Here is a 15,925-nt window from a genome sequence, read left to right on the forward strand (position 1 = left end):
GGTGCCGACAGCCATGGATCTTGCGCGGGCGATGGTTGAGCTCGTGGGCGACGGCGCCCGCTCTTCGCCCCGAGGCAGCGCCGTCCGTGAGCGTGAACAACGGCGGCCGATGGCCGGGCCTCGGCTCTGCCAGGCGCCGCAGACCACGTACGGGATCTTGAGACCGCGAGCAGCCCATGGCAGGCTCATGCCGCATGATCGATGAATTCGCGAAAGACAACCTGCACGGGAGACTGCGGCGCGACCGCGAGGCGCTGCTCTGGAAACTCGACGGCTTGTCCGAATACGACGCCCGCCGACCGTTGACAGCGACCGGGACCAACCTCCTCGGCCTGGTCAAACACGTGGCCAGCGTCGAGGCCAGGTACTTCGGCGAGGTCTTCGACCGCCCTTCCCCGGAACCGCTGCCCCGGTGGCAGGACTCCAACGGCAGCGATCTGTGGGCGACCGAGGACGAGACCCGCGATCAGATCATCGGGTTCTACCGGCGCACGTGGGAACACTCGGACGCGACGATCAACGAGCTTCCCCTCGACGCCCCCGGCCACGTGCCTTGGTGGCCGGAGCCTCATGCCGACACGAACCTCTTCGGCATCATGGTCCACGTCCTCGGCGAGTCCATCCGGCATGCCGGGCACGCCGATATTCTGCGCGAGGGCCTCGACGGCCGGACCGGGTTGCGCGCCGAACTCGAGAAGCAGATCGACGAGGAAGCCCGTGCGGCCTACTGCGCGAAGGTCGAGCAGGCCGCCAGGGCTGCCGCATCAATCAAGGCTTAGTTGGACATACCGGGCAGCCTGACAGCAGCTCCCCCACCGGCGCCTGCTCCCTGCAAGCCGCCGCCCGTGCCGGCCTGGTGCCCGGATCCCGACTGGAGGCAGGAGAGCAGCCGGAGAAGCGTGCGGGCCTGGGGCACGCCGTAGCGGCCGAGGGCGTCGAGGGACGTCTCCCAGGTGTACATGACGGTGGATCTGGCATCGCCGCTGAGGTCCGGGTCCAGCGTCAGCAGGTCCATGGACTGCGGCGAACTGTCCAACGCCCGCTGGTAGTCGGCGAACCTCCTGGTCAGGGCGAAGTCGGAGCCGAGGTAGCTGCCGGCGAGGTGCAGGGCGAGCGGAAGTCCGCCGAGCCGTTCGCCCAGCCTCCCCGCGTCCTCCTCCGTCCCGCCCTGCGGGGCGAGGTCGCGCAGGATCCGCCCCGAGTCGGCGGGGCCGAGCCGTCCGACCGTGCGGACCAGGACGTCCCTGCCCCAGGTCGCGGCGTCCGCCTGACGCGTGGTCACGACGACCATGCCGGAGCGCGGCACCCGCAGCCAGCCCGTGCCGTCGGCGACGCTCGTCGAGCCGGCCGGAGCACCCGGCACGGCGAGCGCCTGCGGAGCGTCGGCGTTGTCGATGACGAGCAGCCAGCGGTGCTTCTCCCGCTCCAGGACGGCCCACAGGGCGTCCGGCGCCTGGGGTGTGCCGGAGGCGATGGCCTCCTGCTCGGTCACCGAGGCGCCCAGGATCCTGGCGACGGCCAGCATCCCGGCGAGCAGGCTCCCCGGCTCGGCCGCGGACACCCACCACACATGGCGGCGGATCCCCGCCTGGACCCGCTCGGCCAGGGCCGCCGCGATCGTGGACTTGCCGATCCCGCCGAGGCCCGCGAGGACGACGACCCGGCCGGTCGGCTTCCCGGCCAGGGCGACGAGTTCCCGGAGGTGCTCCTGCCGGCCGCGGATCTCCGCCGGCAGGCTCCGCACCGGTGCCAGTACGGGCATGGTCGCCGGCCCGGAGAGGGCCTGCCGGCCGGGCTCCTCCGACGTCCGGTCCGGCTGGTGCTGGCGGATCTGGAGTCGCAACTGCCAAGTGGTGAGCCCCAACGCGACGCATCCGGCGAGCGTTCCCCCGGCCGTCCAGAGCAATCCGGCGTCCATGACCGCACACGCTACTCCGACTCCCGGCGGCCGGGGAGGGAACGCATCCGGCCACCCCGACGCCCCTGTTCGCCCCGTCCCGCGCTGCCCGGGACGGCAGGCAGCCCGGGGTCCGCACCGGCCGCGACACGGTGTCCCGGCCGAAATGGCCCGCCACGGCGGCCGGACGGTGGCAGAGTTGCGGGTATGTGCGGCCGATTCGTCTCCACCTCGACCCCCCAGGACCTCGTCGAACTGTTCGGGGTCACCCGATGGACGCCGGTCGAGTCCCTGGCGCCGAGTTGGAACGTGGCACCCACGGACACGGTGTGGACGGTGCTGGAGCGGGTGGACCGCGAGACGGGTGAACTCGCCCGCGGGCTCCGCCCGGTGCGCTGGGGGCTCGTCCCCTCCTGGGCGAAGGACCCGGGCGGCGGCGCGCGGATGATCAACGCCAGGGCCGAGACGGTGCACGAGAAGCCGGCGTTCCGGTCCGCGTTCGCCAAGCGCCGCTGTGTGATCCCGGCCGACGGCTACTACGAGTGGGTCCCGGTGCCCGCCGGGGACGGCCGCACGGCGTTCAAGCAGCCGTACTTCCTCCACCCCCGCGAGGGCGGGCCGCTGGTGATGGCGGGGCTCTACGAGTTCTGGCGCGACCGCGAGCGCCCCGAGGACGACCCGGCGGCCTGGCTCACCACCGCGACCATCATCACCACCGACGCCACCGATGCCGCGGGCCGCGTCCACGACCGGATGCCGCTCACCATCCCGCCGGCCGACCTGGACGCCTGGCTCGACCCGGAGCACACCGACCCGGCCGGGCTGCGGCAGCTGCTGCACACCCCGGCCGGCGACGAACTCGCGGTGCGGGCGGTCTCCACCGCGGTCAACAGCGTCCGCAACAACGGGGCGGCGCTGCTGGACGCGGTGGCGGACCCGGTGGGGCACGGCGACGAGGACGCCGGGTGACCGGGTGGCCCGGCTCGCCGGCCGGCTGGCCGAGGAGCAGGCCTGCGACGTGGTCGTGGGGTTCAGCACGGGGGCGAGCGTCGCGCTGGAGATGCTGGCGACCGGCGCGTTCACCGGGCCCGCGGTGCTGCTCGGCATCAGCCTGTCGCCCCGGGACGAACCCCTGTTCTTCCGGGCCGTCTGCCGCCTCGGCGGCGTCCTCCGCCCGCTCCCCTCCGCCGCCCTGCTGAGGCTCATGGGCCCGGCCTCCAGGGGCATGCGCGTGCCGCCCGAGCGCCGCGCCGAGCTGCTCGCCGACCTTCGCCGCAACGATCCGCACGTGATGCGCGGGATCCTCCGCGGCTACCTCGACCATCTCGGCGCGCACGGGGATCCGGCCGCGCGCCTCTGCGGCGCGGGGGTACCGGTGTGGGTCGTGCACGCCGAGAAGGGCGACGGCGGGCTCACCGCCGACGAGCGGCGCACGCTGGAGGCCTGCCCGCGCGCCACCTTGGTCACGATCCCCGGCACCAGCTTCTTCCTCCCCAACGAGGAGCCGAGGCGGATCGCGGAGATCGTCGCCGCGGCGCTGGCGGCCGCCGCTCCCGGCCGGCGCTGAGCCCGGCCGCCGTCCCCGGGCGCCGTCACCGCCGGCCGTCACCGCGTCGGCCGTCACCAGGCACCGACGGCCGTGGTCCCGGAGCCGTCCCGGGAGGCGCCCGGGGACGTGTCCGGGGAGGCCCCCGCGGACGCGCCCGGGGAGTCGTCGCCGCGGATGGCCGCGGTGATCTCGGCGGCCCAGTCGGCGGGGTGGTGGTCACCGAGCAGGTCGGCGAGGCGTTCCGCCCGGAGGCGGCGCTCCTCGGGCCCGAGGGTCAGGGCCCGGTGGAGGGTGTCGACCAGGTCGGCGGGTGAGCGGGGGTCGGTGAGCAGGGCCGCGCTGCCGAGTTGGGCGGCGGCGCCGGCGTGGCGGGAGAGCACCAGGACGCCGGAGCGGCCGACGGCCCGCTGCGCGGCGATGAACTCCTTCGCGGTGAGGTTCATCCCGTCCTGGAGGGAGGTCACCCAGAACACGTCCGCCTCCAGGTAGTGGTCGATCACCTCGGTGAAGGGCAGGCTCTGCGGCAGGTACTCGACGGGCTGCCAACCGACCGTGCCCCACCTGTCGTTGACCTCGGCGATCCGGCGCTCCAACGTCCGCCGGGTCACGTCGTAGGAGGTGATGCCGGGCTCCGGGGGCGGACAGACCAGCCGGAACCGCAACCGTCCGCGCAGCTCGGGGCGACGCGCGAGCACGGCCGCCACCGCCTCGACCTTCTCCACGGGGGCCTTGGCGTAATCGAGGCGTTCGACGGAGAGCACCAGCGGACCACCGCCCGCTCCGCCCCGCGGCGGCCGCGTACGCCCACCGAGACGGGACCGGGCCGCCGAGGCGATAGCCTCGCGGTCGATGCCGAGCGGATGCACGCCGACCCGGGGCGTACCCGGCGCTCCGGCGAGGGCCCGGCGGAACTGCTCGGCGAAGGTCTCGGTGTGGAACCCGGCCCAGTCCAGGCAGCTCAGCGAGGTACGGATCTCGGCGGCGGTGGGCAGGGCCGAGAAGACCTCCGGTGCCGGAAAGGGGGTGTGGTGGAAGAGGCCGATCCGCAGGTCGGGGCGGAGCAGGCGGAGCCGGCCGGGGACGAGCCAGAGGTTGTAGTCGTGCAGCCAGACGGTGGCGCCCGGCGCGGCGCGGGCGGCGATGTGGTCGGCGAAGCGCGCGTTCACCGCGCGATAACGGGCCCAGGCGTCCGGGTCGAACCGCAGCCGCCGGGGCTGCGACATCAGGACCGGCCAGAGCGTCTCCTTGCAGGCCCGGTGGAAGTAGGCCGCCCAGTCGTCGGCGCTCAGCGGCACGAAGGAGAGCGGCAGCCCGGTGTCGTGCCCATCCAGCCGACCGGGGCGGGCATGCGGACCGAGAACGGCGGCGGTGGCCCAGACGGCCTGCGGGTTGGCCTCGAACAGGCGGCACAGGGTGGGCAGGATGCCGTTGGGGCTGGCGGGCGGCCGCCAGCCACCGGGGGTCGGGTGGACCGGCGGACGGTGGTAGCCGACCACGAGCGGGTAGTCGCGTTCCACCCAGCCGAGTTCCTGGAGGGCCGCCAGGATGCCGGCGGCGCCCGGCCGCTCGGGCCGGTGGACGGCGCCGCCCTCGGGGACGGCCGCGCGCAGGGCGGGTTCGGCGTTGCCGACGATCACGCCGTGCGCGCCGAGCCCGTACAGCGACAGGTCGTTGAGCGAGTCACCGGCCACGAGGACGGAGTCCATCGGCCAACGCTGGTCGGCCGCCAGCGCCGCCAGGGCGCCGCCCTTGCTCGCACCGGGTGGGAGCACGTCGAAGTAGCGGTCCGCCGAGTACAACCAGGTGCAGCCCAACGCCCGGACGGCGTCCGTGAGTTCCTGCGTCAGATCCTCGGGGCGCAGATGGAACGAGCAGCGGCCGTCCTGGACCACCCCGTGCTGGTAGACCAGCCCCGGGAAGCGGCGTAACGCGGTGCGCACGCGTGCGGCCCCGGGCCAGCCGCCACGCAGGCGACGTTGCAGGTCCGTGACCGGGGTCTGGTCGGTGCCGTCGATGACGCTCGCCCCCACGTCGGCGATGATCCAGCGCGGTCTGGGCACCAGCGGGTCCCGTAGAGCCTCGCGCACCGAGGAGATCCCCCGACCGGTCGCGAAGACCACGGTCACCTCCGGGTGTCGGGCCAGCACGGCGTGCAGGCGGCGGCGGTCGGCCCGGTCGCCGCCGAGCAGGGTGCCGTCCAGGTCGGTGACCAGGATCCTTGCAGGGTGCCCGACTTCGCGCAGTGTGGCGGTCACCCGCCCATCCGTTCGCCTGGTCGTATGCGCGCCCCCGTGCCCGGCCGCCTCCGGTGCTGCCATGGTGGTACCCCCTCGCCGATCGCCACGTGGAGCTGCGCCCCAGCCGGTAGGCCGGGGCGCAGCTCAGATCAGGATCATCGGACGCTAACACGAACCCGTCACCGAGTGAATCGGGCATGACACGGTGGGCGACAGATCTGATCACGAGCCGGTGGTGAATTGTCGGGCAAGCTGCGCGCCAGGGCGTACGGCGGCGGCGCGGCCGGTGGCGGCGCAAGTCGCCGATGGGGGCGGGTCGGTGGTGGCGACGGGTCAGTGGTGACGACAGGTCAGTGATGGGGAACGCGGGCGAGCCACTCCCGCAGACCGGCGGTGTCGGGGGCACGACTGGAGCCCGGGCCGGTGGTCGCCGCGGCGCCGCAGGCCACGGCGGCGACCAGGCAGTCGGGGAGTTCCCGGCCCTCGAGGTGGGCGTGCACGAAGCCGGCGTCGAAGCAGTCGCCCGCCCCGGTGGTGTCCACGACGTCGACCGGGACGGCGGCGACGTCGTACCGCTTCCCGTCGCGGACGGCGCACGCCCCTTCGCCCCCGCGCTTGACGACCACGGTGCGGACCAGCCCGGAGAGCACGCTCAGGGCGTCGTCGACCGTGTCGGTGCCGGTCAGGCGCAGCGCCTCGTCGGCGTTGGGGGCGAACACGTCCACTTCGGCGAGCACCTCGCGCACGAGGGGTGTGTCGAGAGTACCGGGCATGTCCTGGCAGTCCATGAACACCTCCGTCCCGAGCTGACGGGCGACTCCCAGTGCAGCCAACACCTCTTCGCCGTACTGGAGTTGCGGCAGGATCAGCATCGCGGGGCGGTGCTCGCGCAGCAGCGCGGCGAGCGGCCGGGCGTCGACCTGGTCCTGATAGCTGACCATGGCACGGTCGCCGGGGGACGACAAGGCCACCGTGACACTGCGCAGTGGGCCCGGGTGGTGGCGGAAGCCGGTCTCGTCCAGCCCCTCGGCGCGGACGGCGGCCAGCACCTGCGCGCTGAACAGGTCGGTTCCGAAGTCGGTTGCCCAGACCACGTCATGGCCCAGCCGGTGCATCGCCATCGCCGGGGTGAACGCCCCGCCGGGCAGCAGGTCGACCGCCTCGGCGAAGACCTCCGCCCCGGGCCTGACCGGACCGGCCAGCCCTCGGAAGACCAGGTCGGCGAAGTAGGCGCCGACGACCAGCACCTCCCGCCCGCCCCGTAACGCGTCTGCCCCGTCCCGCCGTGACCGGCTCCTGCCCTGCGCCATGTGCTACGTCACCTTCCCGCCATCGACTGTCAACCGCCGATCCACATCTCCCCGGATTCGCGGTCTGCGAAGCACCGGGGTGCGGCCGGGGCCGGGCCTGGGCCGCGTCTCCCGCGACCGGGCCCGGGCCCGGGCCTGGGCCTGGGCCGGCGCCGCGTCTCCCGGGGCCCGGCGCCTACCGGCCGCGAAGGCCGTGTCCGTCCGCCCAGGCCGCGACGGCGCCGGCGATCAGCAGCGGATGGTCCTCCGGCGTGTGGTGCCCGGCGACGGCGTCGAAGTGCCTGACCGTCAGGCCGGCGATGTTGGCCTCGCACCACGCGATGGTGTCCTCGTGCACCATCGTCCCCGGCCCGGGGGCGAAGGTGATCAGGAGCTTGGGCACGTCGGGACTGGCTCCGAGCCACCGGTCGTACGCCTCGATCCGGGCGACGACCTCGGCGGGCTCGCCGCCCAGCGGCATGGAGCGCGGCCACTGCAGGAGCGGGAGGCGGCTCTCGCGCGTGGGGTAGGGCTTGAGGTAGACGTCGAGGTCGCCCGGGGCGAGGGCGGTGGCGACGGTGCCGGGCAGGCCCTCTTCGAGGAAGACGTTGTCGTCGAGGATCATGGCCTCGCCGATGCCGTCCGTCTTGATCGCCCGGAAGAGGTCCCGGCCACCTTCGGGGAACTCCTCCCAGGTCATCGGCTTGACGATGGTCTCGGTGAACGCGATGCCGCGCGCCCGGCCGGGGTGGCGGGCGGCCCAGTCGAAGGCCAGGGCGCCGCCCCAGTCGTGTCCGACCAGGATCACGTCATCGAGGCCGAGCGCGTCGAACCAGGCATCCAGGTACCGGGTGTGGTCGGCGAAGGTGTAGTCGATGGCGGGCTTGCCGGACTCGCCCATGCCGATCAGGTCGGGGGCCAGCAGCCGGCCGCTCCCCACCGCGGGCATGACGTGCCGCCACAGGTGGGACGAGGTCGGATTGCCGTGCAGGAAGACGATCGGAGTCCCGGTGCCGGACTCCCGGTGGTGCATGGTCGAGCCGAGAATGTGCTGAACGGGCATGGTGCTGTCCTTCGACGAGAGTGATGGCGGGCAAGGGCACAGGCGAGCGCGCGGGCGAGGGCGTGGGCGCGCTCAGCGGAAGGCCGCGTGCGCGGGCGGCGGGCGCGCTCAGCGGAAGGCGGCGGCGTTGCGGGCGGCCCAGGCGGCGAAGGTCGCGGCCGGGCGGCCCAGGACGCGTTCGACGTCGGGGCCGACCCGCTGCTCCTCCTCGGTCGGTTCGCCGAGGATGGCCAGGGTGCCGGCGACGACGGGCAGCGGCATGAACCGCGCCATGAGTGCGTGGGCCTGCTCGTGGGTCTGCTCGGTGAAGTGCACCGGTTCGCCCAGCGCGGCCGCGATCGCCGCGGCCCGCTCGCGCGGGGTGGTCGGCGCCGGGCCGGTCAGGGTGTAGGTGGCGCCCAGGTGCGCGTTCACACGCAGCGCGGCGGCGGCCACGGCGGCCACGTCCTCGGGATCGACGAACGGCAGGCCGACGTCGCCGAAAGGCGCCTCGACCACCCGCCGGGTGCGGACCGACTCGGCCCAGGCGAAGGCGTTGGTGGCCATCCCGCCCGACCGCAGGATCGTCCAGCCGAGCCCGGACTCACGGACGGCGGCCTCGAACCGGACCGGGTGCCGGTACACCTCCGGGCGGGTCCACGCTCCCTGCGAGGAGAGCAGCACCACCCTGCGGATCCCGGCGTTCTTCGCGAGGTCCACGATGCCGTCCGGGTCCTCCCCCGCCACCAGCAGGAACAGCGCCTCCGCCCCGTCGAACGCGGCCCGCAGGCCGGCCGGGTCGGCGAGGTCGCCGGCCACCGCCCGCACGCCCGGCGGCACGTCGGCGTCGGTGATGTGCCGGGCGACGGCGGTCACCGGCACCTCCGCCTCGGTCAGCAGCCGTACCAGTGCCCGCCCCACGTTCCCGGTCGCACCTGTCACCACGATCATGTCGATCTCCCCGATCGATAAGTGAGTTAGTTGCCTGACTAACTCCGTCGAGCCGAAACCGTAGCAGCCCCGACGGGCGTCGGTCTACAGTCAGTCGGGTGACTGACTCAATGGATTCCCGGCACGCCTCGGCGGAGGCTACCCACGCGAAGGCCGACGGCGAGACGGCCGGGGACAGGAAGACCCCCGGCGCCACCACCCGGAAGACCGCCGCCGGAAAGGCCGCCGCCCCGAGGAACGCCGGCAAGCGGCAGCGGCTGACGGCCGCCGCGGCGCGGGTCCTGCACGAGCAGGGCGTCGAGCGCACCACCATCGCCGACATCGCCCACGCCGCCGACGTGCCGACCGGCAACGTGTACTACTACTTCAAGACCAAGGACGAGCTGGTCAGAGCCGCCCTCTCCGAGCACACCGGCCACCTGGAGACCCTCACCGCCGAGCTCGACCGGCTGCCCGACCCGCGCGAACGCCTCAAGGGCCTGGTGACCGCATGGGTCGGCCGACGCGACACCGCCGCCCGCTACGGCTGCCCCACCGGCACCCTCGCCGTCGAACTCGACAAGCGCGACGACGGCGGCCTCGACACCGCCGTGGGCCAGGTCATCCGCCTGCTGCTGCAGTGGGTCGAAGAGCAGTTCCGGCAGCTGGGCGCAGCCGGCCCGGAGGGCCTCGCCGTCACCCTCGTCGCCGGCTACCAGGGCATGTCCCTGCTCTCCAACGCGCTGCGCGACCCGGAGATCATGACGCGCGAGGGGGCCCGCCTGATGGACTGGATCGACGCCGTGGTCTGACACCCGCCCGACGCCGCCGCCCGGCCGACGCCGACGCCAACGCCCGGTCGGACCTCGGCGGACGGCCGGACCTCGCCGCCCGGCCGGGCCGCGGAACGGTGACTGGGCCGGGCCCGGCGGGGCGCCGCCCCGGGCGGTGCCGCCGTCCATCCTTCACGCGCCCACGCGGTCAGTCCCCCGCGGGGGCCAGGAGGGCGTCGGCAAGCGCCGTGCGGGCGTAGAGGACGAACCGCCCGGTGCGGTGGGCCGTGACCAGGCCGGCGTTCCGCAGGGCCGTCAGGTGCTGGGAGACCCCGGCCGCGGACAGGCCGGAGTGCTCGGCCAGCCGGGTGGTCGAGGACGGTGTGTCCAGTTCGGTCAGCAGCAGCGCGCGGGAGCGGCCCAGGACGGCGGCGACCGCATCCGGCGAGGCGGTCGCCCGGCGCTCCCACAGGTTGCCGATTCCCCGCGCCGGATAGGCCAGTTGGGGCGGATCCGGCGACACCGAGCGGGTCAGTACCCGCGGCCAGGCGAACGCCGAGGGCACCAGGAGCAGGCCGGAGCCGGCCTGGTCCCGGGTCAGCGCGCAGTGGCGGCGGACCAGTCGCAGCGTGCCGTCGTCCCACCGCACGGTCTCGTGCAGTTCGTTGAGGACGTGGGCGGAGCCGTGCTCGGCGACCTGCCGGGCCCGGTGGAACACGTCCGCTTCGAGGAGCCGCCGGATCCTGGCCCAGTAGGGCGCGAGGGCGAGCTCCCAGTAGGCCTCGATCTCCGCGGTGATCTTCTCCAGCGCCACCTCGGGGGCCTCGTGCAGAAGCCTGAGCCGGGCGGACGGGCCGGTGCCGCGCTCGACGCCGAGCATCTCCAGTTCGGTCCGCACCCGCGCGGGCGCGCTGCGCCGGATCGCGTCCAGTTCGGCGCCGAGGACGGGGAACGGGGTGGCGGGGGTGGGGTTGAGGAAGTCCGCGAGGTAGCCGTCTGCGGGGACGAGGTCGGCCAGCCAGCCGCGGTCGAGCCCGGCGTGGGCCAGCCGGGGCCGCACCTGCTCGGCCCAGCGCCGGTGCAGCGACGGCTCGGCGTCGCCCCGGAGCAGTCGGAAGCTGGTGACGACCTCCCACATCGGGGAGACGGCGAACCGGGTCTGCGCGAGGTCCGCCGCGGAGAAACTCAGTCCCGACTGCATGCGCCGCCGCCTCCCGGCCGTCGTCCGCTGGATTCGGCCCGAGCCTAATCGATGGCCCGTCTGCGGGGCGGCCCCGCAGACGGCGGCGGCCCCGGGGCTACGTCAGCACCGAGCCCCGGGGCCGCCGCCGGGCCGCACGTCCCCCGCTTCGGGGCCCCGCCTCAGCGTGCGACGGCCGCCGGCGCGGTCAGGACGCCGAGCAGGCGTGCCACCTCCCCGGCGACCGCGGCCCGGCCGTCGCCGAGGTAGGCCCGGGTGTCGACCAGGGCGGAGTCGGCGGCCAGGCGGCGGCGGACGGCGGCGGTGAAGGCCTTGTTGAGGTGGGTGGCGATGTTGATCTTCGTCATGCCGTGGGCGACGGCCGCGGCGAGGTCCTCGTCCGCGACCCCGGAGGAGCCGTGCAGCACCAGCGGCACGGGGACGGCGGCCCGCAGGGCGGCTATCAGCTCCAGGTCCAGCACGGCGTCCCGGGTGAGCATGGCGTGCGAGGTACCGACGGCGACGGCCAGCGCGTCGATGCCGGTCCGCTCGGTGAACGCCGCGCCCTCGCCCGGGTCGGTCCGGGCGCCGGGCGCGTGGACACCGTCCTTGCCGCCGACCTCGCCCAGCTCGGCCTCCACCCAGACGCCCGCGTCGTGACAGAAGGCCGCCACCTCGGCGGTGGCCCGGACGTTCTGCTCGTAGTCGAGCACGGAGGCGTCGAACATCACCGAGGTGAAACCGAGTTCGACCGCCTCGCGGACCAGTGACCGGTCGGTGGCGTGGTCGAGGTGGACGGCCACCGGCACGCCCGCGGCCCGGGCCACGGCCAGCGTGGCGGTGCCGATCGGGGCCAGGCCTCCGTGGTAGCGCACGGCGTTCTCGCTGATCTGCAGGATCACCGGGGCGCCGACGCTCTCCGCGCCGGCGACGATGGCCTCGGCGTGCTCCAGCTGGATGACGTTGAACGCGCCGACGCCGTGGGCGCCGTGGCGGGCTGGGGCGGTGATCTCGCCGGTTCCGGTCAGGGGCATGGCTCTCCTTGAGGGTGCGCCGGTTCGATCTCCTCGACCCGGACGAGGCTGAGCAGGCGGTGGTAGGCGCTGGCGTCGAAGCGGCCGGCCTGCGGCGCCAGGACGGTGGCGGCGGACAGTGCCACCGCGTGCCGGAGCCGGTCGGGCCAGGCGGTGCCCGCGGCCAGGCCGAGCGCGAGAGCGGCCACCGCCGAATCGCCCGCGCCGGTCGGATTGCCGAGGAACGTGCCGGGCGGACGGGCCTGCCAGCGGCCCCCGGCGGTGCAGGCCAGCAGCCCGTCAGGCCCGAGCGAGGCGACCACCGCCCCCGCGCCGGCCGCGCGGAGCGACTCGGCGCCCTTCAGCGGGTCCCGGGCGCCGGTGGCCTCGGCCAGCTCGTGCAGGTTCGGCTTGACCACGGCGGGGCCGGCCTGGATCCCGTGCAGCAGTGCGGAACCGTCGGCGTCCAGCAGCGCCGGGATGCCGTCCACTCCGGCCCGCTCGACGAGTTGCCGGTAGGCGTCCGCCGGAACGCCGCGCGGCAGGCTGCCCGAGAGCACCACGACGGCCGCGCCGGGCAGCAGCCGCCCGTAGTGGGCCAGGAAGCCCTGCCACTCCTCCGGGGAGACCACCGGACCGGGCTCCAGGTAGATGGTGGTGTCACCGTCCCATTCCTCGGCGACGGCGACGGTGCGGCGGGTCTCCCCCGTCACCTCGACCAGTTCGTCGTGCAGGCCCGCCGCGGCGAGGTCCTCGCGAACCGCCCGGCCGACCGCTCCGCCGGTGAGGCCGGTGACGACCGTGGTATGGCCCAGCGCGGCCAGGACGCGGGCGACGTTGACGCCCTTGCCGCCGGCCTGCTGGGTGACCTCGCGCACGCGGTTGCTGCCGTGCCGGCGGACCTCGGGGAGCCGGTAGGTGACGTCGAGAGCGGTGTTGAGGGTGACGGTGAGGATCACCGGCCGCCCCCGTCCAGCAGGTCCTGCGCGAGCAGCGCCGCCCCCAGGCTCCCCGCACGGTGGCCCAGTTCGGCCGCGACGAGCCGAGGCGGGCCGCGGAAGGTGAGCCGCTCGGCGAGGGCGTCCCGCAGCGGGCCGAGGAACGGCTCGCCGGCCTTGGCGAGGCCACCGCCGATGACGATCAGCTCGAAGTCGAGCACGACGGTCAGCGCCGCCAGACCGTCGGCCAGCGCCTCCACCGCCTCCGCCCAGATCCGCGCCGCGGCACCGTTCCCGGACTCGGCCAGCCGCCTGACGTCCTTGGCGCTGACGCCGGCCTCGCCGGTGGCCCGGGCGTAGCGGCGGGCGATGGCGGAGGCGGAGGCCAGGGTCTCCACGCAGCCCCGGTTGCCGCAGGCGCACCGGTCCCCGCCGGGGCGGACGACCAGGTGGCCGAACTCCCCGGCGAAGCCGTGGTCGCCGCCGAAGGGGCGGCCGTCGATCATCAGCGCGGCGGCGATGCCGGTGCCCACCGGGACGAAGGCGAAGTTCGGGCAGGAGCGGCCGGCGCCGAGGCGGCCTTCCGCGACCCCGCCGGCCCGGACGTCGTGCCCGAACGCGACCGGGAGGCCCAGGTGTTCGGCGAGCCGGCGGCGCACCGGGGTGCCGCGCCAGCCGAGGTTGGCGGCGAGGACGGCGGTGCCCGTCTCCTCGTCCACCAGGCCGGGCACGACGATCCCGGCGGCCTCCGGCCTGCCGCCGTGCCGGAGGGCACTGGTCATCAGCTCGTCGGCGCAGGCGAGGACCGTCCCGGTCAGGGCTTCCGGTCCGTGGTCGGCGTGGGTGTGCCACTGCGCCGAGCCGAGGAGCCGGCCGTCCTCGACGATCGCACCCTTGATGTGGGTACCGCCGACGTCCAGCGCGATGACGCTCACGGGCCGACCGCCTTCCGGCCCCGCCCCGGACGGTGGACCACCGTCACGGCTGGTCCAGCACGATGGAGCGGGTGAGGTTGCGCGGGCGGTCCGGGTCCAGGCCGCGGGCCTTGGCCAGCTCGACGGCGAGGCGCTGCACGCGGACCAGCTCCGCCAGCGGGTCCCGCGTCGCGACCACGGCCGGGGCGCCGGTCAGCGCGATCTGGCCGAGCAGGCCGGCCGGCGGCTCGCCGAAGAACCAGACGGTGCTCTCGGAGCTGCTGACGCTGATCGGGCCGTGCCGGTACTCCATGGCGGGGTAGGACTCGGTCCAGGAGGACGAGGCCTCGCGGACCTTGAGCGCCGCCTCGTGGGCGATGCCGCTGGTCCAGCCGGTGCCCAGGAAGGTGAACTGCTTGGAGGAGAGGGCCCGTTCGGGCAGCGCGGCCTCCAGGGCCTGCTGCGCCTGTGCGGGCAGGTCGGCCGGAGCGGCCCCGAGGTGCGCCCGGAGCAGGACGAGGGCGGTGGTGGCGAACCGGGTCTGCACGACGGACTGCTCGTCGGCGAACTCCAGGGCGACGACGTTCTGCGCGGCGTCGACGACCGGCGTCGACAGGTCCCCGGTGATCGCGACGGTCGCGCCGTTGCGGGTGCGGGCCAGCGCGTCCAGCACCTCGGTGGTGGTGCCGGAGCGGGTGAGGGCGACGACCCGGTCGTACCGGCGGTGGGCCGGGAACTCCGAGGCCGCGAACGCGTCGGTCTCCCCCAGCCCCAGCGACTCGCGCAGTGCCGCATAGGCCTGCGCGATGTAGAGCGAGGTGCCGCAGCCGACGATCGCGACCCGCTCTCCGGGTTCGGGAAGTCCCTTGGGGGTCAGCTCAAGGGCGCGCTGCCAGCACTCCGGCTGGCTGGCAATCTCGGCGTCGACGTAGGCCATGACGTCCTCCTGCGCAAGGTTGAGCCTTGATGCTCAAATCTGAGTGATTTATAGCTCGTTCTTCCAGACATGCGCAACCATGATCACCAAGATCTCAGTTTCGAGCAGGCGGCGGCCGCCCCGGTTCCGGGCAGCGGAAAGCCCTGGGGCGGCCCGCGTCGGCAGGCCGCCCCAGGGCCGGAACGGGGTCGTTCAGCGGCTCACCCCGCGCGGTGCACCCGGACACCGCCGGACGCGATCTCCTTCTCCTGCACCGCGGTGAGCCCGTCGTCGGTCACCACGTCGTGCACCTCCGCCAGCGGGCAGATCTCCGCGAAGGTGACCCGCCCGATCTTGGTGCTGTCCGCGAGGACGACGGACCGGGCACTGCTGCGCAGGAACGCCCGGTCGGTCTGGGCCTCCATCTCGTCGTGCGTGGTGCAGCCCTCCTCCGCGGTCAGGCCGTCCACCCCGATGAAGGCGACGTCCAGGTGGTACTGCGACAGCATCCGGTCGGCTGCCGGGCCCACCAGCTCGTAGCTGGTGGTGCGGGCGATCCCGCCGATGACGACCAGCCGGGCCTCCGGCCGCACCACGAGGTCGGCCGCGATGTTCACGGCGTTCGTCACGATGGTGACGTCCCCTCGGCCGGCCAGGACGCGGGCCAGCTCCCCGGTCGTGGTGCCGCCGGTCAGCCCGACCACCGCGCCGTCCGGCACCAGCTGGGCGGCCTGCGCGGCGATCCGCCGCTTCTCCTCCGGGTACTTCCCCCTGCGGTGGCGCAGGGGGAGTTCGAGGTTGACCGCCCCGGTGACCGCGCCGCCGCGGGTCCGGTGGAGCAGGCCCTGCTCGTGGAGCTCCTGGAGGTCCCGGCGGACCGTCGCGCCCGAGACGCCCAGCAGGCCGGCGAGGGCGTGCACGTCGGCGCTTCCCTGGTGGGTGATGTGGGAGAGGATCCGGGCTGCGCGATCAGCTTTGAGCATGCCGGGGAGTGTAGCCGCGCAGGACCAGGGCGGTCAGTGCCTGAACGGGCTGCCGTCCCGCTGCCGGAAGGGTTGACTGAATCTGATTGCATTGACCAGTATCGAGCGATTCTGAGCAGATGCTCGCCGGCGGCCGCCCCACCGATGGCCGCCGGCCGGCACACTTTCCGGAGGTGACCGCGTGACCGCGCGGATTCAATCAGCGGCCCTGTCGCGGGGCACCGCCCTGTCCGGCGCCCGCCTCGTCCTGCCCGGCGGTGTCGT

15 protein-coding genes are annotated in these 15,925 nt (G+C 74.3%); 4 read left to right on the top strand and 11 right to left on the bottom strand.

What is annotated here, in order from left to right; all coding sequences use genetic code 11:
• The first annotated feature begins 194 nt into the window (after positions 1-194).
• A complete protein-coding gene (locus tag ACZ3YO_RS13305) occupies positions 195-779 on the top strand; it encodes a DinB family protein (RefSeq protein WP_465568806.1) in 585 nt (194 codons plus the stop codon).
• Here the strand turns inward: ACZ3YO_RS13305 and ACZ3YO_RS13310 are convergent.
• The gene (locus tag ACZ3YO_RS13310) at positions 776-1,918 is read right to left on the bottom strand and encodes a hypothetical protein (RefSeq protein ID WP_465568808.1); all 1,143 of its coding nucleotides are present in this window, start codon (positions 1,916-1,918) and stop codon (positions 776-778) included. The genes ACZ3YO_RS13305 and ACZ3YO_RS13310 overlap by 4 nt on opposite strands.
• A gap of 186 nt (positions 1,919-2,104) precedes the next feature.
• Between ACZ3YO_RS13310 and ACZ3YO_RS13315 the strand changes: the two genes are divergently transcribed.
• Both ACZ3YO_RS13315 and ACZ3YO_RS13320 read left to right on the top strand, forming a co-directional pair.
• Positions 2,105-2,866 carry an SOS response-associated peptidase gene (locus ACZ3YO_RS13315; RefSeq protein WP_465568810.1) on the top strand — a complete coding sequence of 254 codons (762 nt, stop codon included), beginning with the start codon at positions 2,105-2,107 and terminating at the stop codon, positions 2,864-2,866.
• A gap of 4 nt (positions 2,867-2,870) precedes the next feature.
• The gene (locus ACZ3YO_RS13320; protein WP_465568812.1) at positions 2,871-3,464 is read left to right on the top strand and encodes an alpha/beta fold hydrolase; all 594 of its coding nucleotides are present in this window, start codon (positions 2,871-2,873) and stop codon (positions 3,462-3,464) included.
• Positions 3,465-3,517: 53 nt separating this feature from the next.
• On the opposite strand, the gene ACZ3YO_RS13325 is transcribed toward ACZ3YO_RS13320, so the two are convergent.
• The 4 genes from ACZ3YO_RS13325 to ACZ3YO_RS13340 all read right to left on the bottom strand — a co-directional run bounded on the left by ACZ3YO_RS13325 (position 3,518) and on the right by ACZ3YO_RS13340 (position 8,965).
• On the bottom strand, positions 3,518-5,701 hold the full coding sequence (locus tag ACZ3YO_RS13325; RefSeq protein WP_465568814.1) for a trehalose-6-phosphate synthase: 2,184 nt from the start codon (positions 5,699-5,701) through the stop codon (positions 3,518-3,520).
• A gap of 332 nt (positions 5,702-6,033) precedes the next feature.
• Entirely contained in the window at positions 6,034-6,993 is a 960-nt protein-coding gene (locus tag ACZ3YO_RS13330) for a carbohydrate kinase family protein (RefSeq protein ID WP_465568815.1), read from the bottom strand.
• Positions 6,994-7,168: 175 nt separating this feature from the next.
• On the bottom strand, positions 7,169-8,035 hold the full coding sequence (locus ACZ3YO_RS13335; RefSeq protein ID WP_465568817.1) for a haloalkane dehalogenase: 867 nt from the start codon (positions 8,033-8,035) through the stop codon (positions 7,169-7,171).
• Positions 8,036-8,143: 108 nt separating this feature from the next.
• Entirely contained in the window at positions 8,144-8,965 is an 822-nt protein-coding gene (locus ACZ3YO_RS13340; protein ID WP_465568819.1) for an SDR family oxidoreductase, read from the bottom strand.
• A gap of 98 nt (positions 8,966-9,063) precedes the next feature.
• Between ACZ3YO_RS13340 and ACZ3YO_RS13345 the strand changes: the two genes are divergently transcribed.
• Positions 9,064-9,756 (top strand): TetR/AcrR family transcriptional regulator, encoded by a 693-nt coding sequence (locus ACZ3YO_RS13345; protein WP_465568821.1) that lies wholly within the window; start codon positions 9,064-9,066, stop codon positions 9,754-9,756.
• A gap of 169 nt (positions 9,757-9,925) precedes the next feature.
• Here ACZ3YO_RS13345 and ACZ3YO_RS13350 read toward each other — a convergent pair whose 3' ends face one another.
• The 6 genes from ACZ3YO_RS13350 to ACZ3YO_RS13375 form a co-directional block, all read right to left on the bottom strand.
• A complete protein-coding gene (locus ACZ3YO_RS13350; RefSeq protein WP_465568823.1) occupies positions 9,926-10,918 on the bottom strand; it encodes an ArsR/SmtB family transcription factor in 993 nt (330 codons plus the stop codon).
• A gap of 161 nt (positions 10,919-11,079) precedes the next feature.
• Complete coding sequence (locus tag ACZ3YO_RS13355) at positions 11,080-11,931, bottom strand: class II fructose-bisphosphate aldolase (protein ID WP_465568825.1); 852 nt, start codon at positions 11,929-11,931, stop codon at positions 11,080-11,082.
• Positions 11,922-12,869, bottom strand: coding sequence for a 1-phosphofructokinase family hexose kinase (locus tag ACZ3YO_RS13360; RefSeq protein ID WP_465568826.1), 948 nt, complete (start codon positions 12,867-12,869; stop codon positions 11,922-11,924). The genes ACZ3YO_RS13355 and ACZ3YO_RS13360 overlap by 10 nt, the downstream gene beginning before the upstream one ends.
• Positions 12,866-13,783: an ROK family protein gene (locus ACZ3YO_RS13365; RefSeq protein ID WP_465568828.1), complete on the bottom strand. Its 918-nt coding sequence runs from the start codon at positions 13,781-13,783 to the stop codon at positions 12,866-12,868. The genes ACZ3YO_RS13360 and ACZ3YO_RS13365 overlap by 4 nt, the downstream gene beginning before the upstream one ends.
• 43 nt (positions 13,784-13,826) lie before the next feature.
• Positions 13,827-14,699, bottom strand: coding sequence for an SIS domain-containing protein (locus ACZ3YO_RS13370; RefSeq protein ID WP_465549806.1), 873 nt, complete (start codon positions 14,697-14,699; stop codon positions 13,827-13,829).
• A 200-nt stretch (positions 14,700-14,899) separates the two neighbouring features.
• A complete protein-coding gene (locus ACZ3YO_RS13375) occupies positions 14,900-15,661 on the bottom strand; it encodes a DeoR/GlpR family DNA-binding transcription regulator (RefSeq protein ID WP_465549808.1) in 762 nt (253 codons plus the stop codon).
• Positions 15,662-15,925: the final 264 nt, after the last annotated feature.

Source organism: Kitasatospora sp. NPDC022785 (assembly GCF_055561295.1).

What these genes read in the sequence shown, in the direction of transcription:
- ACZ3YO_RS13305 (WP_465568806.1), top strand. Translation starts at nt 195, where the DNA reads ATGATCGATGAATTCGCGAAAGACAACCTGCACGGGAGACTGCGGCGC.
- ACZ3YO_RS13310 (WP_465568808.1), bottom strand. Translation starts at nt 1,918, where the DNA reads ATGGACGCCGGATTGCTCTGGACGGCCGGGGGAACGCTCGCCGGATGC.
- ACZ3YO_RS13315 (WP_465568810.1), top strand. Translation starts at nt 2,105, where the DNA reads ATGTGCGGCCGATTCGTCTCCACCTCGACCCCCCAGGACCTCGTCGAA.
- ACZ3YO_RS13330 (WP_465568815.1), bottom strand. Translation starts at nt 6,993, where the DNA reads ATGGCGCAGGGCAGGAGCCGGTCACGGCGGGACGGGGCAGACGCGTTA.
- ACZ3YO_RS13335 (WP_465568817.1), bottom strand. Translation starts at nt 8,035, where the DNA reads ATGCCCGTTCAGCACATTCTCGGCTCGACCATGCACCACCGGGAGTCC.
- ACZ3YO_RS13340 (WP_465568819.1), bottom strand. Translation starts at nt 8,965, where the DNA reads ATGATCGTGGTGACAGGTGCGACCGGGAACGTGGGGCGGGCACTGGTA.
- ACZ3YO_RS13350 (WP_465568823.1), bottom strand. Translation starts at nt 10,918, where the DNA reads ATGCAGTCGGGACTGAGTTTCTCCGCGGCGGACCTCGCGCAGACCCGG.
- ACZ3YO_RS13355 (WP_465568825.1), bottom strand. Translation starts at nt 11,931, where the DNA reads ATGCCCCTGACCGGAACCGGCGAGATCACCGCCCCAGCCCGCCACGGC.
- ACZ3YO_RS13370 (WP_465549806.1), bottom strand. Translation starts at nt 14,699, where the DNA reads ATGGCCTACGTCGACGCCGAGATTGCCAGCCAGCCGGAGTGCTGGCAG.
- ACZ3YO_RS13375 (WP_465549808.1), bottom strand. Translation starts at nt 15,661, where the DNA reads ATGCTCAAAGCTGATCGCGCAGCCCGGATCCTCTCCCACATCACCCAC.